The sequence below is a fragment of the Phycisphaerae bacterium genome (assembly GCA_041652575.1).
In the GTDB taxonomy this organism is placed as follows: Bacteria; Planctomycetota; Phycisphaerae; order Sedimentisphaerales; family UBA12454; genus UBA12454.
On sequence record JBAZHC010000005.1, the window covers coordinates 1 to 17,303 of the forward strand.

The following is a 17,303-nucleotide window of genomic DNA, read 5'->3' on the forward strand; positions in this document are numbered from 1 at the left end:
TTCCTGCGAAGGGGGCTGCGGACGGGAATGCTTGAAAGTAAATAATGATGGAAAAAATAAAATATGAAGAAAAACAAAAAATTGCCTTGATTGGCTCCGGTTCATAGGATTACGCTGATTACGCAGGAATATGGAAGTAAAGAAGTAAGGAAATAAAGATACAAGGAAAAACCCCGCCTCAATCCGCCTTCGTTAAAACTACTGATGGATATGGCGGCGGGGGCTAAATATTTTCTAATTACGCAGCGCGGAGGCGGAACATCTGCAGCAATCTACTGAAAGTCGGCCTGCTGTTCGGCAAATCACGGGTCAGCCATTTTCCGTTACGCATTGTCAAAACCGCCCAGATACTTATCCACCACAATCCCGCCAGCCAGAACAGGCCGTAAGCATAGGCCCAAATCGCTTCCGAGCTTTTGCGTCGCAGCACATAAAAAATCGCCGGAGCCGTCGCGGCAATCGCGCCGCCGAATAAAAGCTGCGACAGATAAATCTGCGGATGTACGAGCATCCAGCCTGCAACCGAGAAAACCAGTATCCGCGACAAAAGCGGATTAATAAAAGATATTACGAAGTTAACCCTGGCTCCGCTCGTTGAGCCGGTGCGGAATTTTTTAAATATATATTTAACCATTACCCATGTTTCACGCACATTGCTTCTGGCCCAGCGAAGGAACATCTTGGTCAATTGACTATATTCGGTAGGTACCATAGTATAAACTATCGCGTCCGACTGAAATTTTACATCGTAACCGTTTCGCAGAACAATATTTGTTATGGCCCTGTCTTCGCCGATAGTGGCCGGCTGACCGAAAAATGTCTGATGAAGCCACTGTTTAAGGTCCTTTATTATAGCCTTCTTCCGATAAGCACTTAATGCTCCCGGCGTGCAGAAAACAGTATTAACCATGCTCTGGCTTGCCCGAATGAAATCAAAACTATAAGCAAAAGACACCTCGAGCATTCTCGGTATGATTCCATCTTTGCGGTTCAGTACACGAACACTGCCGGCGACAGCTCCAACCTGAGAATCGGCAAACGGACTGACCAGTCTGCGAATAGTCTGGCGGTCGACAAGCGAATCGCTGTCTATTGTTACGATAATTTCTCCGCTGCTGCGGGTGATGCCTTCGTATAACGCTGCGCGTTTGCCGCGGTTCTTTTTAAAGTTTATCATTTCAATCCTGCCGTCAGATTCGTTGCAGGCCTTTTCCATCCAGACGAGAGTATCGTCTGCGCTACCGTCATTGACAGCTATAATTTGAAGCTTATCGAATGGATAATTGCTTTTCAAAACGCTTCGCAGTGTTTTCAATACGTGCCTGCCTTCGTTGTAGGCCGGTATGATTATCGTGCATTTTGGCAGTTGCTCATCAGAACAGCTGCGCACAGGTCTATAGCCCAACACGAGCAGAACGCGCCAGAGGAACACTATGACATTTGATACGACAAGCGCACGAAAGGCATAGAAAAACACCCAGCCGGTCCGGCTCGAACGCAGTTCATCGAGCATAGCCCTGAAATCCGCGATGGTCTGAAAGCCGCTGTATAAAATCATCGCCGTTATCAGCAGTATACACATCTTCGCCGGAAAATCAGTTATCGTCGGCAGAGTTAAACTGCTGCGATACGCTCCGCCAAACCGCGGCGAATAAATGGCAAGCCTGCCCATCGGATCTGTAACTGTACCGTAACCCTGCAAAATCTTCTTAATATCAAACATAAAAAAAACTTCCTCCAGCCAGCCGGCCGGTCATGAAATGAATTGTAGTATATGCTCCTTGGCAGATTGAATTGATGTTCTTTCTGCTGTTTATCATATATATACGAAAGTAACATTGTATCATAAATATGTATGCTTTGTCAAAGCAAATCCGGCTCATAAGCATCCAATATTTATAGACATACAAGATGAAATTCATTGTGCAATTATGCCCATTTTAAGCTCAAAAAAGGGGAAAAACCATATTTTCAGGGTTAAAATGAAGTATCATATCTCTGTTAATACGGTATAATATAGGACTATGCTGGCACTTATAAATACCAATATGATGACACCGCCGATAGCTCCTATAGGGCTCGATTATGTAGCCTCCGCGGCAAAATTTTTTGGCATTGAAATGGAAATTCTTGATTTGTGTCTCCATCAGGACAAACAGGCCGGCATCGAAAAATTCTTCGGAGATAAAAGTCCTTCGCTTGTGGGACTTTCCTTTCGCAATATTGACGATTGCTTCTGGCCGAGCGCAAAAACTTTTCTGCCGGAGTTGAAAAACCGTATAGAAAAAATAAAAGCCGTTACTGATGCTTCGATAGTTATCGGGGGCGTGGGGTTTTCGATACTGGCCGAAAGAATTCTGCAATATTGCGGCGCCGATTTCGGCATCCGCGGCGATGGCGAATACGCGACGGCCTTTCTTTACCAGCAGATAACAGGCGACAAAAAATTCGACCGGGTGCCGGGTTTATTATGGCGCAGCGGCAAAAAACTCATCGTTAATCCACCCGCATGGCCGGCGCAGGTTTCGATAAAAACAAAACGGGACGTAATCGACAACGCAACTTATTTTAAACTTGGCGGACAAATCGGCATCGAAACAAAACGCGGCTGCAACAGGAATTGTCTTTATTGCGCAGACCCTCTTGCAAAAGGAAGAACCGCAAGAGTCAGGAATCCGAAAGAAATCGCTTCCGAAGCGGCTACGCTTGCGGAAAAGGGTATAGACGTGCTCCATATCTGCGACAGCGAGTTCAATATTCCGCCGGAACACGCCTTTGCGGTATGCGAGGAATTCATACGCACAGGGTTAAATAAAAAAATAAAATGGTACGTATATCTTTCGACAGTGCCGTTCAGCGAGGCCCTTGCTGAAATTATGCAAAGGGCCGGCTGCGTCGGAATAAACTTTACGGGAGATTCTGCCAGTACGAAAATGCTGAAGGTATATCGGCAGATGCATCTGAAAAGCGATATCGCCCTGGCTGTAAAATATTGTAAACAAAACAATATTAAAGTGATGATAGACCTCCTGCTCGGCGGGCCGGGAGAAACTGTCGAGACCGCCAAAGAGACAATCGACTTTATCAAATCCGTCAATCCGGACTGCGCGGGTGCTTCCCTCGGCATTAAAATTTATCCCGGCACCGAGATGGAAAAAGCAGTTCTCTCACAAGGCAGGCCGGAAGAAAATCCGAACATAAAAAGAAAATACGATGGGAAGGTCGATTTTTTCTGGCCGACTTTTTATATAAGTCATTTACTCGGCGAAAGACCGGCAGAACTTGTCCGTGATTTAATCGGCGACGATAAAACATTTTTCCCGCCCACGCCCCAGGCGGCTACCGACATAAAAGACCATAACTATAACGACAACCCACAGTTGTTCGAGGCAATCAAAAACGGCGATCGCGGAGCATATTGGGACATCCTGCAGCAAATAAAACGTGCAATGTAAACCCGATTGGATATAATACCGCCTATGAAATTCATTAAATTTATAAGAGAATTCTTAAAAAATCCAAAAGAGGTCGGGGCAGTGGCGGAAAGTTCCCCGTTCCTTGCAAGGAAGATGGCACAGCATATAGGCCAGGCAATAAATATCGTTGAATTCGGGCCGGGAACAGGCTCTGTAACAACGGAAATCCTGCGGCATATGCCTAAAAACAGCCGACTGACCTGCCTTGAGATAAATCCGAATTTTTGCGAACGCCTGAGAAAAATAAAGGATTCCCGGCTGAAAATTGTTAACGACGATATCCAAAACTGCAGCCGGTATGTAGAGCGGCCTGATTGTATTTTGTCCGGCCTTCCTCTTGCCAACTTCAATAACTCAGAAAAGGAAAAGATTTTTGCTTTAACAAGTAAATCCCAAACCTATATTCAGTTTCAATACAATCCATTCCTGCGGCCGAAACTGAAACGGTATTTCAAAGATGTAAAGGTAAAATTCGTTCCGCTGAACATTCCCCCGGCGTTTGTGTATATTTCCAAAAATCCAAGAAGCGAAGCTGAACGCTGCGAATTTAACAACAAATAAAATATCGAAGTCACAAAGCAACTTTCTAATATTTTAAAATTCTTTTGCCAGAGCGATTCCCGCCGCGGGACTGTCGTGCAGAGTCGTAACAAGCGGCCTAATCGAGAATCCTGCCAGCTCAAGTTCTTTATTTTCACCTGCGATTGCATGACCGACAACATAACCGAGAACACTGCCGAATAAAACATCGCTGGCCCAGTGGTCGCCTGAATCCATCATTCGATAGCCGACAAAACCTGCCGCAAGATAAGCGGGAATACCGATTTTATGACCGTAAAATTCGTCGAGCACCGCGGCAACTGTGAACGAACTTGCCGTATGGCCGCTGGGCCAGGCCCATGCTTTGCCGTTAGGAGTGTCATTATGGACTATGCCTTTGAGTAGTAATGTCGTAGCGTTCGTAACGCCCAGGGCTCTCATCATTACCCAGCTTCGCTGGACATTTACATTGTCTTTGTTTTTTGCGGCCATTAAGTACCAAATGCCCGTGGCGGCGAAATGAGTGCCGGGATTGCCGGCAATATCCGTGAAGTTGTCCAAATCCCGCGGGATTGACCTGTGCCTGTCGAAATGCCCGGCAATCGTATCGTCGGCCTTGTCGTGCAGCGCGATACTTCCGCCGCCGGCCATAAGCAAAAGAATTAAATTGCCGCTGTCAAAATAAGTTTTCCCCGCATCATTAAAAGAAACTTTCAAATAAGCTTTGGCGTCCTGCTTAAAAACACCTGTCGCGGGAGTCAGGACATTTACATCGTTTACTTCAATCGCAAAAGCAGAACAACTAAAAACAAGTAACAAGAAAAAAACAAATTCAGCTTTCATTTTTATTCCCATTCAATTGTTGCCGGCGGTTTCGAACTTATGTCATAAACAACACGGTTGATTCCACGAACTTCGTTTATTATACGGCTGGCAATAAGGCCAAGCACATCGTAAGGTATTCTTGAAAAATCGGCCGTCATAAAATCGGTCGTATCGACGGAGCGAATCGCGATAACATTGTCATAACTCCTTTCGTCGCCCATAACGCCGACTGTAGCAACCGGCACGAGAACCGCGAGAGTCTGCGAAAATTTTCTGTACAAATCAGCGGCTTTAATCTCATCAATCAGAATTTCATCAGCATCTCTTAAAACCCTGAGTCTTTCTTCGGTAATATCGCCGATGATCCGCACGGCAAGGCCGGGACCGGGAAACGGATGCCGCCAGACCATATCTTCCGGCAGGCCAAGATATTCGCCGACAAGTCTCACCTCGTCCTTGAATAAATCACGCAAAGGCTCAATTAATTCGAAACCAAGCTCTTTCGGCAGACCGCCGACATTGTGATGCAATTTTATATTCGCGGCGAGATTGCCGTCTTTATTGCCGGACTCTATTACATCGGGATAAAGCGTACCCTGGGCGAGAAATTTGGCGTCAGGAATTTTTTTCGCTTCCGATTTAAACGCCTCGATAAATTCGTGACCGATGATTATTCTTTTTTTCTGCGGGTCGGTTACGCCTTTTAGTTTGTCGAGGAATTGTCTGCTCCAGTCGACAACGTGCAGGTCGATATGAAAATGGTCTCTGAAAGTGCTTTCGACCTGCTGACGCTCGTTTTTCCGCAGTAAGCCGTTGTCAACGAATATACATTTGAGCCTGTCGCCGATGGCTTTATGCACCAGCGCCGCTGTAACAGCCGAATCGACTCCGCCGCTGAGGCCGCAAATTACCGTGCCGGTCTTCGCCTGTGAACAGACTTTTTCGATTGTCTGCTGAGCGAAATCCTTCATCTGCCAGTCGCCGGAGCATTTGCAGATGTCGTACAGGAAATTCTGCATCATCACATTGCCTTTCGGCGTATGACTTACTTCCGGATGAAACTGCAGGCCATAGAATTTTTTATTTTTATTCCTGACCGCGGCGTAAGGACAGGTATTGGTTTTCGCCAGAATTTCAAAATCATTACCAAGACTTTCGGCCTGGTCGCCGTGGCTCATCCAGACAGTGGCGCTGTCGCCGACATTGGCGAATAAATCCTTCGAATCGGTTATAGATATTACCGCTCTGCCGTATTCTCTGCTTTTTGCGCGATGAATTTTTGCGCCGAGGATTTTACAGCCCAACTGCATTCCGTAACAGATGCCGAGGACTGGAACGCCGAGGTCGAAAATTTTCTCGTCACAGGTTGGTGCATTGGCGGCATAGACGCTCGCAGGTCCGCCGGAAAGGATTATACCTTTTAAATTTTTTATCTGCGAAAGCTCTTTGGCTGAAACGCCGGGCTGATAAATTATCGAATATACCTTATGTTCACGAACCCGCCGCGCTATTAGCTGGCCGTACTGGCTCCCAAAATCAATGATGGCTATCGTTTCGCTCATAAAATTTTAAATCAGTCTTCTATCATTTCTCTCATAGAATAGTTAGGCGCTTCTTTCGTAATCATAATATCGTGCGGATGCGATTCGTTTACGCCGGCAGCGCTGATTCTTACGAACTGTGCCTTCGTGCGAAGCTGCTCAACGGTCGGCGTCCCGCAATATCCCATACCTGCACGCAAACCGCCGACAAGCTGATAAACAAAATCGCTCAGCAGGCCGCGATAAGGCACTCTGCCTTCGACGCCTTCGGGAACAAGTTTTTCCTTTTGCGTAACGCCTTTTTGGCCGTATCTGTCGGCGGAACCTTTTACCATCGCACCGAGCGAACCCATTCCGCGATACTCCTTGAATTGTCTGCCTTTGTAAAGAACAAGCATTCCGGGACTTTCGGCAAGACCCGCAAGCAGTGAGCCGAGCATTACGCTCGAAGCACCTGCGGCAATGGCCTTTGAAATATCTCCTGAAAATCTTATCCCGCCATCAGCGATGATTGGTATTCCATGTTTTTCCGCAACTTCTGCACAATCCATAATCGCCGAAATCTGCGGCACACCGACGCCGCTGACGACTCTTGTCGTACAAATCGCACCGGGTCCGATGCCGACTTTGACGGCATTTACTCCGGCCTTAATCAGGTCTTCGGCCGCCTGGGCAGTAGCGACATTGCCGGCGATTACATCTATGTCGTGTTTTTTCTTTATCTCTTTTACCGTATCGATAACATTTTGTGAATGGCCGTGAGCCGTATCAACCACCACTACATCGACTTCAGCTTTTATCAGTGCTTCGATTCTTTCGAAATCTTTTACGCCGACAGCGGCTCCGACTCTTAATCTGCCGCGGGAATCTCTGACGGCGTTGGGATATTTCTGGTATCGGTCGATATCACGCATCGTAATCAGACCTGCAAGTTCACCTTTGTTGTTTACGAGCAGAAGTTTTTCTACTCTGTGTTTTTGCAGAATATCCTTGGCCTGTTCGAGAGTGGTATCGGCGGGTGCCTTGATAATATCTTTTGTCATAACCTCGCTGATTTTAACGCTGTCGTCCCTGAGAAATTTCAGGTCGCGGTGCGTAAGTATTCCGACGAGTCTTTTGCCGTCGATGATTGGAATGCCGGAGACGTTTTGTTCTGTCATTACCTGCCGAGCTTGCTGGACTGTCTGGCTCGGACTTAATATGACCGGGTCGAGAACAACGCCGTTTTCGCTGCGTTTTACTTTGACAACCTCCCGGCACTGGGCCTCAACGGTCAGGTTTTTGTGAATAATGCCGATTCCGCCTTCCTGAGCCAGAGCGATTGCAAGGGCAGATTCTGTAACGGTATCCATCGCGGCGGAAACTATCGGGATATTAATCTTTATATTGTTCGTAAGTCTTGTCGAGGTATCAGCTTGCGAGGGCACAAAATCGCTTTTGGCTGGTATCAGCAGCACATCGTCGAATGTAATCCCCTCTGAAACAATTTTGTCTTTATGCATTGCTGCCTCCGTGAAAATCAGTGGATTGTTTAAGTTGATTAGTCCCGTTAGAGACCTTATACTTCGGTCAGGATTAGCAAATTCAGGCATCATAAATACCTTGCTCCCAACAGGACAATCACTAAGCTGTAAAGCTTTGTCTCTAACGGGATTAGTATAATGGTGTTATCTAAACAGTCAAAGAAAATTTAGATGGTCTTCTAAGCGTTTTTACTGCATAATTTTATCGCTTCTGCAAGGTTTAAAGTACCTTCATAGAGTGCCCTGCCGACAATAGCGGCTGAAATCACCTTTGTTTCGGCAAGTTTTTGGATATCTTCGATTGTAGTAACGCCCCCGGCGGCGATAATTGGAAGATTTACGGCCTCGGCCAATTGTTTTGTTCTCTCGATATTCGGGCCGGAGAGCATTCCATCCTTATTAATATCCGTATAAATAATCGCTGCCAGCGGAAGCTGTGCGGCTTTTTGCGCAAGGCCAATTACTTCCTCTGAGCTGTCTTTTTCCCAGCCGTTGGTGGCGATTTTACTGCCTCTCGCATCAAGACTTAACACGATTTTGCCGGAAAATTCTTTCGCAACGTTGCTGAACCATTCAAAATCGCTTACGGCCTTTGTGCCGAGGATAACCCTTGTTACGCCCATATCGAGTATTTTGGTGATGGAGTCTCTGTCGCGGATGCCGCCTCCGACCTGAATTTTTAAATCTTTCGCCTGCTGAACAATGTCGCGAATAGCGTCTATATTTACGCACTTGCCTATTTTGGCACCATCGAGGTCGATGATATGCAGCCATTCGGCGCCTGCGGCTCGGAAATCAATCGCTTTTTTTCCGGGATTATCTTCGTAATTTATGTAACGGTTATATTCGCCCTGAACAAGTCTTACGCATCTGCCGCCGAGTAAATCAATCGCCGGTATCGTATACACCCCGTTAGACCTCCAATCAAATTTATGCTGCTGTTATAAAATTTACCTGTTTTTTGTATATTTTAACATATTTACATCATAGACAAACAGGTCTAACGGGGTACATCCCGTTAAAATTTAGTCAGACTGGATTTTAGGGCAATACCGTCGGGCTTTCAAGGGTTAATTTAAACCCGAAAATCAGGAAGCCAGGGACCGATAATCTTTAACTTTCCATAAAACAGGTATGAATTAAACGATAAACAAGCCCAAACTAATATCTGATTACGCACCTTAATTTTTATGACGATAATTCATAAAGACTGATATTGTCTGATTTTGGGCAAGGTAATAATCATGAACAGTAGAATTAAAACTGTCCGGCACACACTAATACTAATCCTGCTTGTCGCTTTTTGTATTCTCCTGAGCGGCTGCGGAAAAAAAACACAGGAACCGAAAGTGTATAGGATCGGTATCCTGTGCGGTCTGGATTATATCGCCGCTATATCGGACAGTTTCAAAGCCAAAATGACCGAGTTGGGCTACATCGAGGGGAAAAATATAGTTTATGACATACAGAGAACAAACTTCGAACCTGCCAAGGAAGAACAAATCCTTAAACAATTTGTGAAAGATAAAGTTGACCTTATTTTTACGTTTCCCACCGAAGTATCAATGGCTGCCAAGAAGGCTACGCAGGGAACAAACATCCCTGTGCTTTTCACTTTTGCCAACATAGAGGATACTAATCTGGTTGAGAGTGTTCGCCTGCCGGGCGGCAATATCACCGGCGTTCGCTACCCCGGGCCGGACTTGGCGGTAAAACGATTTGAGATTATGCGTGAGTTAGTGCCCCATGCAAAAAGAATATGGATACCATATCAGCGAGGTTATCCTATTGTAGCCAGCCAGTTGAAAGTATTGTATCCCGCGGCCGAGGCCGCAGGTGTAACTTTGGTGGAATGTCCCGCTTCAAATGCGGCAGAGATTCAGGCCGATTTGCAGGCAAGAGCTAAATCGGCGGATATCGGCATAGATGCGATCCTGATAATTTCCGAACCTCTTGGCGTGACGGCTGATGTTTTTGCGGTGTTCGGTAAATTTGCCGATGAACATAAAATTCCCATCGGCGGCGCCTTAATGTCAGTGGAAGATTACGAGTCTGTTTTCGGTATAAATGTTGACATCGTCAGCGCAGGCAAGCAGTCGGCTGTTCTGGCCGACAAGATTCTCAGAGGGATTCCGGCCGGTACTCTGCCGGTTCTTTCGGCCGAAGGCTTTTTCCAGTTTAATTACAAGGCGACTCAGAAACTGGGCCTGAATGTGTCGGAAGGCTTATTAAGAAGGGCTAATGAAATAATCCATTAATACAGATGAAAACCAATATGACTAAAAAATTTAATATAAAATCGATAATATCTCTGACGGCTTTTTTCGCTTTGTTTTGTATGCTTTTGAGCGGCTGCGGGAAAAAACCGCCAAAAGTGTATCGGGTGGGTATTTTGTCCGGAGCAGAATCCTTTGTCAATATAGTTGATGGGTTCAAGGCAAAAATGTCCGAATTAGGCTATATCGAGGGCAAGAACATTGTTTATGATATACATAAATCAAATGTTGACCCCGCACAAGAACAGCAAGTTGCAAAAAAATTTGTGGCTGATAAAGTTGACCTGATTTTTGCATTTCCTACCGAGGCGGCATTCGCGGCAAAATCGGCAACCTGTAAAACGGCTATCCCAGTGGTCTTCGCTATGGCAGGGATAGAAGGAAATAACCTTGTTGAAAGTGTTCGCCAGCCGGGCGGAAATATCACCGGCGTGCGATTTCCCAACAAGGAATCCACAGCTAAACGTTTGGAGTTTTTACACGAGCTGGTTCCAAATGCAAAACGGATTTATCTTATCTACGATCCAACCTTCCCTAATGCACCTTTCGCCATGGAAGCACTGCATGCAGCGGCCGCACCATTAGGGATAACATTCGTAGAAGACTTTGTCAAAAACATAGAAGAATATAAACTCGCCCTGAAAAAAAGGGCAGCAATGAAACATATTGGCGTAGATGCTGTGTTCCTTATGCCTGATTTTATGAACGCCTCACCTGAGGGTCTGGCAGTAATTGTCAAATTTGCCAACGAATACAATTTGCCTGTTGGCGGCGGAATGGATATTTCAGCCGATGGAGGCGCTATGTTTAGTTTTGTTCCAAGCAATTTTGAACAGGGCAGACTGGCGGCAGATTTAGCCGACAAAATTTTCAAAGGCACCTCGGCCGGCACTATCCCTGTGGTTACGCCTGAGTTACGCTTACGACTTAATTATAAAGTGATACGGAAACTGGGGCTGGATGTGCCTGATGGCTTATTGAACAGGGCGGATGAGATAATTCGTTGAAAAAGGAATAAAAAATGAGACCTATCAATAAATATTTTATTGGAATTTGCATTCTGATACTCGCATTGAGCGGTTGCGGCAAAAAAACACAGGAACCAAAAACATATCGGGTAGGTATTATATCCGGTGTAGATGTTTTCATCGGCATTGCAGACGGCTTCAGGAACGAAATGAGCAGATTGGGTTATGTCGAGGGCAGGAACATTGTATATGATTTGCATAAAACAAACGCCGACCAGGCCGCAGTAGAACTGGCTGTTAAGAAATTTGTGGCTGATAAAGTTGATCTGATTTTCGCGTTTCCAACCGAGCCGGCCCTGGCTGCCAGGGCCGCCGTAAAGGGAACGAATATTCCTGTGCTTTTTGCCAGTGCCGGCATAGAGGAAAATAACCTCGTAGGGAACATATTCAAGCCGGGTGGAAATACCACCGGATGTCGCTATCCCGGGCCGGAATTAACGGTAAAACGTCTCGAAATTCTGTGCGAATTGGCTCCACAGGCAAAACGTGTTTTGATAATGTATGACCCAAATTATCCCATGATACCTCATTCACTTAAGGAATTATATTCCGTGGTCTCGTCTTTAGGCGTAACATTGGTGGAAGTTCCTGTAAACAGTACAGAAAAAGTCGACTCTTCTTTGCAGGCACTGGCGGCATCAGGCAATATCGGCATTGACGCAATCCTTATAATGCCTGAGATTCTTACACAATCGCCCGTTTGCTGGCAGATGATTGCTAAATTCGCGTCCGAACACAAAATTCCAGTTGGCGGCAGTGCCGGCTTTGAAGCTGATACCGGCGCAGTCTTCAGCTATATTCCTGATAATTTTGAAACCGGCAAACTGGCTGCTCCTCTTGCCGACAAAATATTCAAAGGCACTCAGGCCGGTACGATTATGGTCGTCACCCCGCCGTCACAACTCCGAATTAATTACAAAAAGGCTCAGGAGCTGGGGCTGAAGATACCGGAAGGTTTATTAAACAGGGCAGATGAAATAATTCGTTAAATATTGAAACCTGAAATGGAAAAAATAAAAAAATTCCGTAGTTTGACTGTTACGCTGGCGATTGCTTTCCTCGCTTTAAGCGCTGTGGTTCTGTTAATCTCCAACAGTTTACAAATCTATTTTAACCTCGGGACCCAGCGCAATATGGTCGCCGGCCAGCAAAAACTAATTGCTCAGGAAGCGGCCAATACGGTAAGGGCTTTTATTCAGAAAAAATCCGACCTGTTGAAAACGGCCGCAGGACTTGGAAGTCTGACGAATTCAACCGAGGCGGAACAGAAGCTGGTTATGGAAAAGCTGCTGGGTTTTGAGCCGGCTTTTCGCCAGCTGGTCTTGCTCAACACAAAAGAAGAGGAGCTGCTCAGAGAGTCCAGATTATCCAATTTACTGTCAGGCCAACTGACCGAACAGATAAATAAAAATAAAAATGAAATATTGCCTCAGGCAGTTCAGAGAAAAACATATATCAGCCAGGTATATATTGATAAAGTAACGAGCGAACCGCTGATAATAATGGCTGCTCCGATTATAGACGTCTTCGGCGATTTCAAAATGGTATTGATTGCCGAGGTAAATCTGAAATTTATGTGGGACCTGGTAGCCTCAATGAAAGTCGGCGATAACGGCCTTGCTTATGTGGTGGACAGGCAGGGCAACTTGATAGCTTTCGGCGACATCAGCCGAGTATTAAAAGGTGAAAATCTGCTTTATCTTGCAGAAGTAGCTGAATTTATAGCGAACGAGGATTCTTTTGACAGGAACAGCGCCAGACTGTCAAAAGGCATCAGGAATACTTATATCGCCGCCACCCATGTGCCGCTCGGCACACCCGACTGGGCGGTCGTGGTTGAATCGCCAATCCTTGAAGCATACGGATCCATCCTTGCATCGTTTAAACTGACATTATGGACCGTACTTCTTAGTTTTGCCCTGGCTATAATGGCCGGCATCTATCTGTCAAAAAGAATTACAAAACCAATAATACATTTGAGAGACGCTGCCGAAAAAATCGGTCAGGGCCGGATGAACATAAAGATAGAAACCCAATCACAGAACGAAATAGGACAGTTGACTGAAAGTCTTAATCAAATGGTTGAAGATTTAAACAGAACAACCGTCTCACGTGATGCTTTAATGGAAGAAGTAGCCGAACGCAAACATGCCGAACAGGCCCTCAAGGAAACCGCCGACAAACTCGAACAGGTTAATCAGGAACTTAAGAATTTCGTTTATGTTGCTTCTCATGACCTGCGAGAACCGCTGCGCAAGATATCGGCATTTGCCCAGCTTTTAGAAAGGTCCCTTGCCGACAAACTGGATGATAATGACTCGGAAAATCTAAAGTTTATGATAGACGGCGCAACAAGAATGACGCAGATGATAGACGGTCTGCTCAGTTATTCCCGTGTCAGCACAAAAACCAGGGAATTTGAAACTGTCCGGCTTGACACAGTCATACATGAACTTGAGAAATTCGAACTTTCTGTCTTGTTAGAGGAAACGCACGCTATTCTGAACGTTCCCGAACCTCTGCCGTCCATTAAAGCCGACTCTGTTCAGATGCGCCAGTTGCTTCAGAATCTGATAGCCAACGGTATTAAATACCAGACCAGAGGCAATATACCTGAAATCACAATTACGGCAGAAACTCTTCCCGATGAAATGGTGCGAATTAAGGTTAGCGATAACGGCATAGGCATAAAAGCTGAAAGCCTGGGTCTGCTGTTTACGATGTTTAAGCGGCTGCATTCCCGCGATGAGTACGAGGGCACAGGCATAGGCCTTGCCGTCTGCAAAAAAATAGTAGAACGTCACGGCGGACAAATAGGCCTCGAATCAAAATTCGGCAGAGGTTCCACTTTCTGGTTTACGGTACCGGCCGCAAAATCCGCTGTTCCTGTCGAAGTGGCCTGATTTTAGAATCTACAACAAGTTTGCCAAATTGGCGGAAAAATCCCAAAAACTATCAAGGCTAAATCTCAACAAAAGAAAATATTCTTTCATTTATTTGTATCTTTGATTATTTGCTTAAGGGCTGTTACGTGATTGTTAAAAGCGTCGCGGCCTTTCCCTGTAGCGATAACAAAAGTGCGAGGCTTACGAGCAACGAAGGTCTTTTCAATCTTGATGTAACCTGCCTCTTCAAGTTTGCTCAAATGAGCGCCGAGGTTTCCGTCGGTTACCTTTAACAGGTTTCGCAGGTAAACGAAATCCATCTGTTCTCCCGGGTCAAGGGCGGCTAGCGCTGCCATTATTTGCAGGCGAACAGACTGGTGTATTATATTATCAAGTTCAAACATATTTTATATCCACCGCAATTTTATATATAAGCCGATACAGAAAATCACGCCGCCGCACATAAACGCCATCCACAGGCAATAGTAATGAGGAAGAAGATAAAAGCCTGTCAGGGTCATCGCTGTTACAAACAATCCTGTCCATATCATATAATACGCGGTAAACCAAAGTCCCAGAATTATATATCCAAACATTATCGCTGTGATGATAAAGGCATTCATCTGCATTCCATTGAATGGCGAAAGAAGACCGAGCCAGATAAAAATATAAAGGAACAGTAACCACCAAAGTCCACCTATCCGCAAATTCATCTTTTCCCCAGATGATTCCTTGAAAGGGATCTTGCGCAAAAGCAGGAACCAGACCAGAAAACCTCCTGCTGTCCCAACTGCCGCCATTGTCCAGAATATTATGGCCGCATATTTGATATAAAAATACGCGGCAGTATAAGCGGCCATCAAAAGCAGACCCCAAAGAATCATAAGCGGACTGCTGTAACCGGCAGCCACAGCCTTGCGGGTCTTGGTCATTGTATTCTCAATTACCGCCAATGATTCCTGAGCATTTTCGTTATTTACTGTTTCCATAACTGTCCTTTCAAAAATCTATTATTCATACAGAGTACTCTATATCACAGAGTGCATTTTGTCAATATAAATCTTTAAAAAATAATGTTAAATGGAAAAACCTTGTTTTTAAGCGAAAAATAGACTCTTTTTGATGAGTCCTTCGTAAAAATTAACAATGAGGCAGCAGCCGGCTTCCCGTGGTATCTTTAATTTCGTAATTCTTCTGCTGTACCAAAACTCCCCTCTCGCCAAATAACTCTACCGCTTTTGCCGCTGATGGAGTGATACCCGTAAATCTAATCCGCAGCATATTGCCGTCTTTCATTGAGACGGGATAATCATGCCATTTCGAACGTATTTTATTTTTGGCGGAATCCTCGACAGTTTTTTCTTTTTCTACAGCCTCTTTAATTTCTTCTGGAATCTCCTCGTTAAAACATATATCGATATACTTTTGAAATGAAATAGTTTGCCCTCCTTTTCGGTTTGACGATATCATTTTAACCCTTGTTTGGCGCACCCATTTTATCTCGCTGTATTCTAATTCTATAATCTGTTTGTCTTCGGCCGGAAGATGCGAATTTAAATAAGAGCGTATTTTTATAAAAACATTTTCAATCTCTGTTCTCATCAGCCAGTTTACGGAAGTAAACGATTTTCTCAGCGGACCAAGAAAAATTAATCCGAACAGCAGTATTACAGCTTCACTGACGATTAACATCGCAACAGGAAAGCCTTTTTTCAAATAAAGAAAAACCAGTAAACCGGCTATCGACACGAAAATTGCGAATGGAATTAAATTGTATAAAATAGAACTTCTGAAAACGGTGTAAGGATACCGCCAAGAGACTTCATCCGGCCTTTTCAATTCCATTTATCGTCTCCTTTCAAATAAGACCGGAAATTCCGGCGACTCTCCTGAGTATCGAATAAGCGGGCAATTTCTGCTCAAGTAAAATCTTTTGCGGATTATTGATAAATTCCACCGATTCGCCGTCGATAGTTTTTAAGGGATTCGGCATCGTTATTTCAGAAATATCGCCTGCCGGTGTAAGCATTTCGAGTTTTTCGCCCGCGAAAATTTTATTTCTTACATGACAAATGCTGCCGGTTTCGGATTTTTCGTCAACAATATCGCCAACAAAGACCGACCTTGATTTTGACTGGCTCTTTTCATAGCTGTAATCATCAGGCTCAATTGAGCCTTTCATAAAGCCTGCCGAATAACCTCTGTTCTTCGGTCTGCTCAAAAGCGACAAGCAATCTTCTTTACTGATTTTTTTGCCGTCGACAAGCTGCCTGTAAAGCGAAACAACCGATGCGATATAATGAACGGATTTCATTCTGCCTTCGATTTTGAACGAGGTTATGCCGATATTTTTAAGCGGCTCGATAAATTCGAACAGCGCAAGGTCTTTGCTGTTGAAAAGATATTGCCCGCGCCCATCTTCGAAAACAGGAAAATATTCATCCGGCCTTTTTTCCTCGACCAGAGAATATCCCCACCTGCACGGATGGGTACATTCGCCTTTGTTTGCTTTTCGGCCGGTAAGATAATCGCTTATCGCGCATCTGCCTGAATACGAAAAACACACCGCGCCGTGTATAAAAACTTCAAGCTCGACACCGCTCTGCGAAGTGTCTTTATATATCTGTTTTATCTGCTCGAAGCTGAGTTCTCTCGCAAGGTTTACCCTTGCCGCACCGAGCTGTCTGTAGGCAAGGACCGCCTGGCTGCTTGTGGTATTTGCCTGAGTGCTGATATGAATCGGGGTTTTTATGCCTGCTTTTTTGAGTTCAAAAATCAGCCCGATATCGGCCACAATCAGGGCATCGGCCTTCATCTCTTCGAGTCTGCCGGCGATATTCAGCAGCTTATCGTATTCATCGCTGAACGGATAAACATTAAGTGTTACGAAGCCTTTTTTGCCGTTTTTATGCAGAAATTCAAGGCCTTTCGCCGCTTCATCGAGAGTCAAATTGCCCGCATAAGCCCGCAGCGACCCGAATTCCGTACCAAAATAGACCGCATCGGCCCCGTACTGAACGGCCCAGACGAGTTTTTCGTAAGTTCCTGCTGGCGCTGCTATTTCCGGCTTCAATACTTGCTCCATTAACCTTTTTACTACAGAAATTTAAAGTATATTGCGGAAATTGGCAGAAAAAAACAAAATTTTTTGTTGAATTTATGAGATTTTTACCAATAATAATGGGTTCAGTATTTTCGTCTTTATCAAT

At 45.0% G+C, this 17,303-nt stretch carries 15 protein-coding genes; 6 read left to right on the plus strand and 9 right to left on the minus strand.

What is annotated here, in order from left to right; genetic code table 11:
• Positions 1-238 precede the first annotated feature (238 nt).
• Positions 239-1,723, minus strand: a complete 1,485-nt coding sequence (locus WC496_04890) for a glycosyltransferase (GenBank protein MFA5292355.1) — start codon at positions 1,721-1,723, stop codon at positions 239-241.
• Between the two features lie 301 nt (positions 1,724-2,024).
• On the opposite strand from WC496_04890, the gene WC496_04895 reads away from it, so the two are divergent.
• Together WC496_04895 and WC496_04900 are read left to right on the plus strand one after the other, a co-directional pair.
• Positions 2,025-3,455, plus strand: coding sequence for a radical SAM protein (locus WC496_04895; GenBank protein MFA5292356.1), 1,431 nt, complete (start codon positions 2,025-2,027; stop codon positions 3,453-3,455).
• Positions 3,456-3,479: 24 nt separating this feature from the next.
• The gene (locus WC496_04900) at positions 3,480-4,037 is read left to right on the plus strand and encodes an SAM-dependent methyltransferase (protein MFA5292357.1); all 558 of its coding nucleotides are present in this window, start codon (positions 3,480-3,482) and stop codon (positions 4,035-4,037) included.
• Positions 4,038-4,070: 33 nt separating this feature from the next.
• Here WC496_04900 and WC496_04905 read toward each other — a convergent pair whose 3' ends face one another.
• From WC496_04905 to hisA, 4 genes are all read right to left on the minus strand, one after another.
• Positions 4,071-4,859 carry a phosphatase PAP2 family protein gene (locus WC496_04905; GenBank protein MFA5292358.1) on the minus strand — a complete coding sequence of 263 codons (789 nt, stop codon included), beginning with the start codon at positions 4,857-4,859 and terminating at the stop codon, positions 4,071-4,073.
• A gap of 2 nt (positions 4,860-4,861) precedes the next feature.
• Entirely contained in the window at positions 4,862-6,403 is a 1,542-nt protein-coding gene (gene guaA, locus WC496_04910; GenBank protein ID MFA5292359.1) for a glutamine-hydrolyzing GMP synthase, read from the minus strand.
• Positions 6,404-6,414: 11 nt separating this feature from the next.
• Complete coding sequence (guaB, locus tag WC496_04915) at positions 6,415-7,884, minus strand: IMP dehydrogenase (GenBank protein ID MFA5292360.1); 1,470 nt, start codon at positions 7,882-7,884, stop codon at positions 6,415-6,417.
• A gap of 200 nt (positions 7,885-8,084) precedes the next feature.
• A complete protein-coding gene (gene hisA / locus WC496_04920) occupies positions 8,085-8,813 on the minus strand; it encodes a 1-(5-phosphoribosyl)-5-[(5-phosphoribosylamino)methylideneamino]imidazole-4-carboxamide isomerase (protein ID MFA5292361.1) in 729 nt (242 codons plus the stop codon).
• 336 nt (positions 8,814-9,149) lie between these two features.
• Between hisA and WC496_04925 the strand changes: the two genes are divergently transcribed.
• Genes WC496_04925 through WC496_04940 form a run of 4 tightly spaced genes read left to right on the plus strand, consistent with a single transcriptional unit; the run spans position 9,150 to position 14,112 of the window.
• Complete coding sequence (locus tag WC496_04925) at positions 9,150-10,163, plus strand: ABC transporter substrate-binding protein (GenBank protein ID MFA5292362.1); 1,014 nt, start codon at positions 9,150-9,152, stop codon at positions 10,161-10,163.
• A 17-nt stretch (positions 10,164-10,180) separates the two neighbouring features.
• Positions 10,181-11,188: an ABC transporter substrate-binding protein gene (locus tag WC496_04930; protein MFA5292363.1), complete on the plus strand. Its 1,008-nt coding sequence runs from the start codon at positions 10,181-10,183 to the stop codon at positions 11,186-11,188.
• A 14-nt stretch (positions 11,189-11,202) separates the two neighbouring features.
• Complete coding sequence (locus WC496_04935) at positions 11,203-12,198, plus strand: ABC transporter substrate-binding protein (protein ID MFA5292364.1); 996 nt, start codon at positions 11,203-11,205, stop codon at positions 12,196-12,198.
• A gap of 15 nt (positions 12,199-12,213) precedes the next feature.
• Positions 12,214-14,112, plus strand: coding sequence for an ATP-binding protein (locus WC496_04940; GenBank protein ID MFA5292365.1), 1,899 nt, complete (start codon positions 12,214-12,216; stop codon positions 14,110-14,112).
• An 86-nt stretch (positions 14,113-14,198) separates the two neighbouring features.
• Here WC496_04940 and WC496_04945 read toward each other — a convergent pair whose 3' ends face one another.
• From WC496_04945 to WC496_04960, 4 genes are all read right to left on the minus strand, one after another.
• Entirely contained in the window at positions 14,199-14,498 is a 300-nt protein-coding gene (locus tag WC496_04945; GenBank protein MFA5292366.1) for a transcriptional regulator, read from the minus strand.
• A 3-nt stretch (positions 14,499-14,501) separates the two neighbouring features.
• Positions 14,502-15,083, minus strand: a complete 582-nt coding sequence (locus WC496_04950; GenBank protein MFA5292367.1) for a hypothetical protein — start codon at positions 15,081-15,083, stop codon at positions 14,502-14,504.
• A 151-nt stretch (positions 15,084-15,234) separates the two neighbouring features.
• Positions 15,235-15,939 (minus strand): hypothetical protein, encoded by a 705-nt coding sequence (locus WC496_04955; protein MFA5292368.1) that lies wholly within the window; start codon positions 15,937-15,939, stop codon positions 15,235-15,237.
• Between the two features lie 13 nt (positions 15,940-15,952).
• Entirely contained in the window at positions 15,953-17,167 is a 1,215-nt protein-coding gene (locus WC496_04960) for a U32 family peptidase (GenBank protein MFA5292369.1), read from the minus strand.
• Positions 17,168-17,303: the final 136 nt, after the last annotated feature.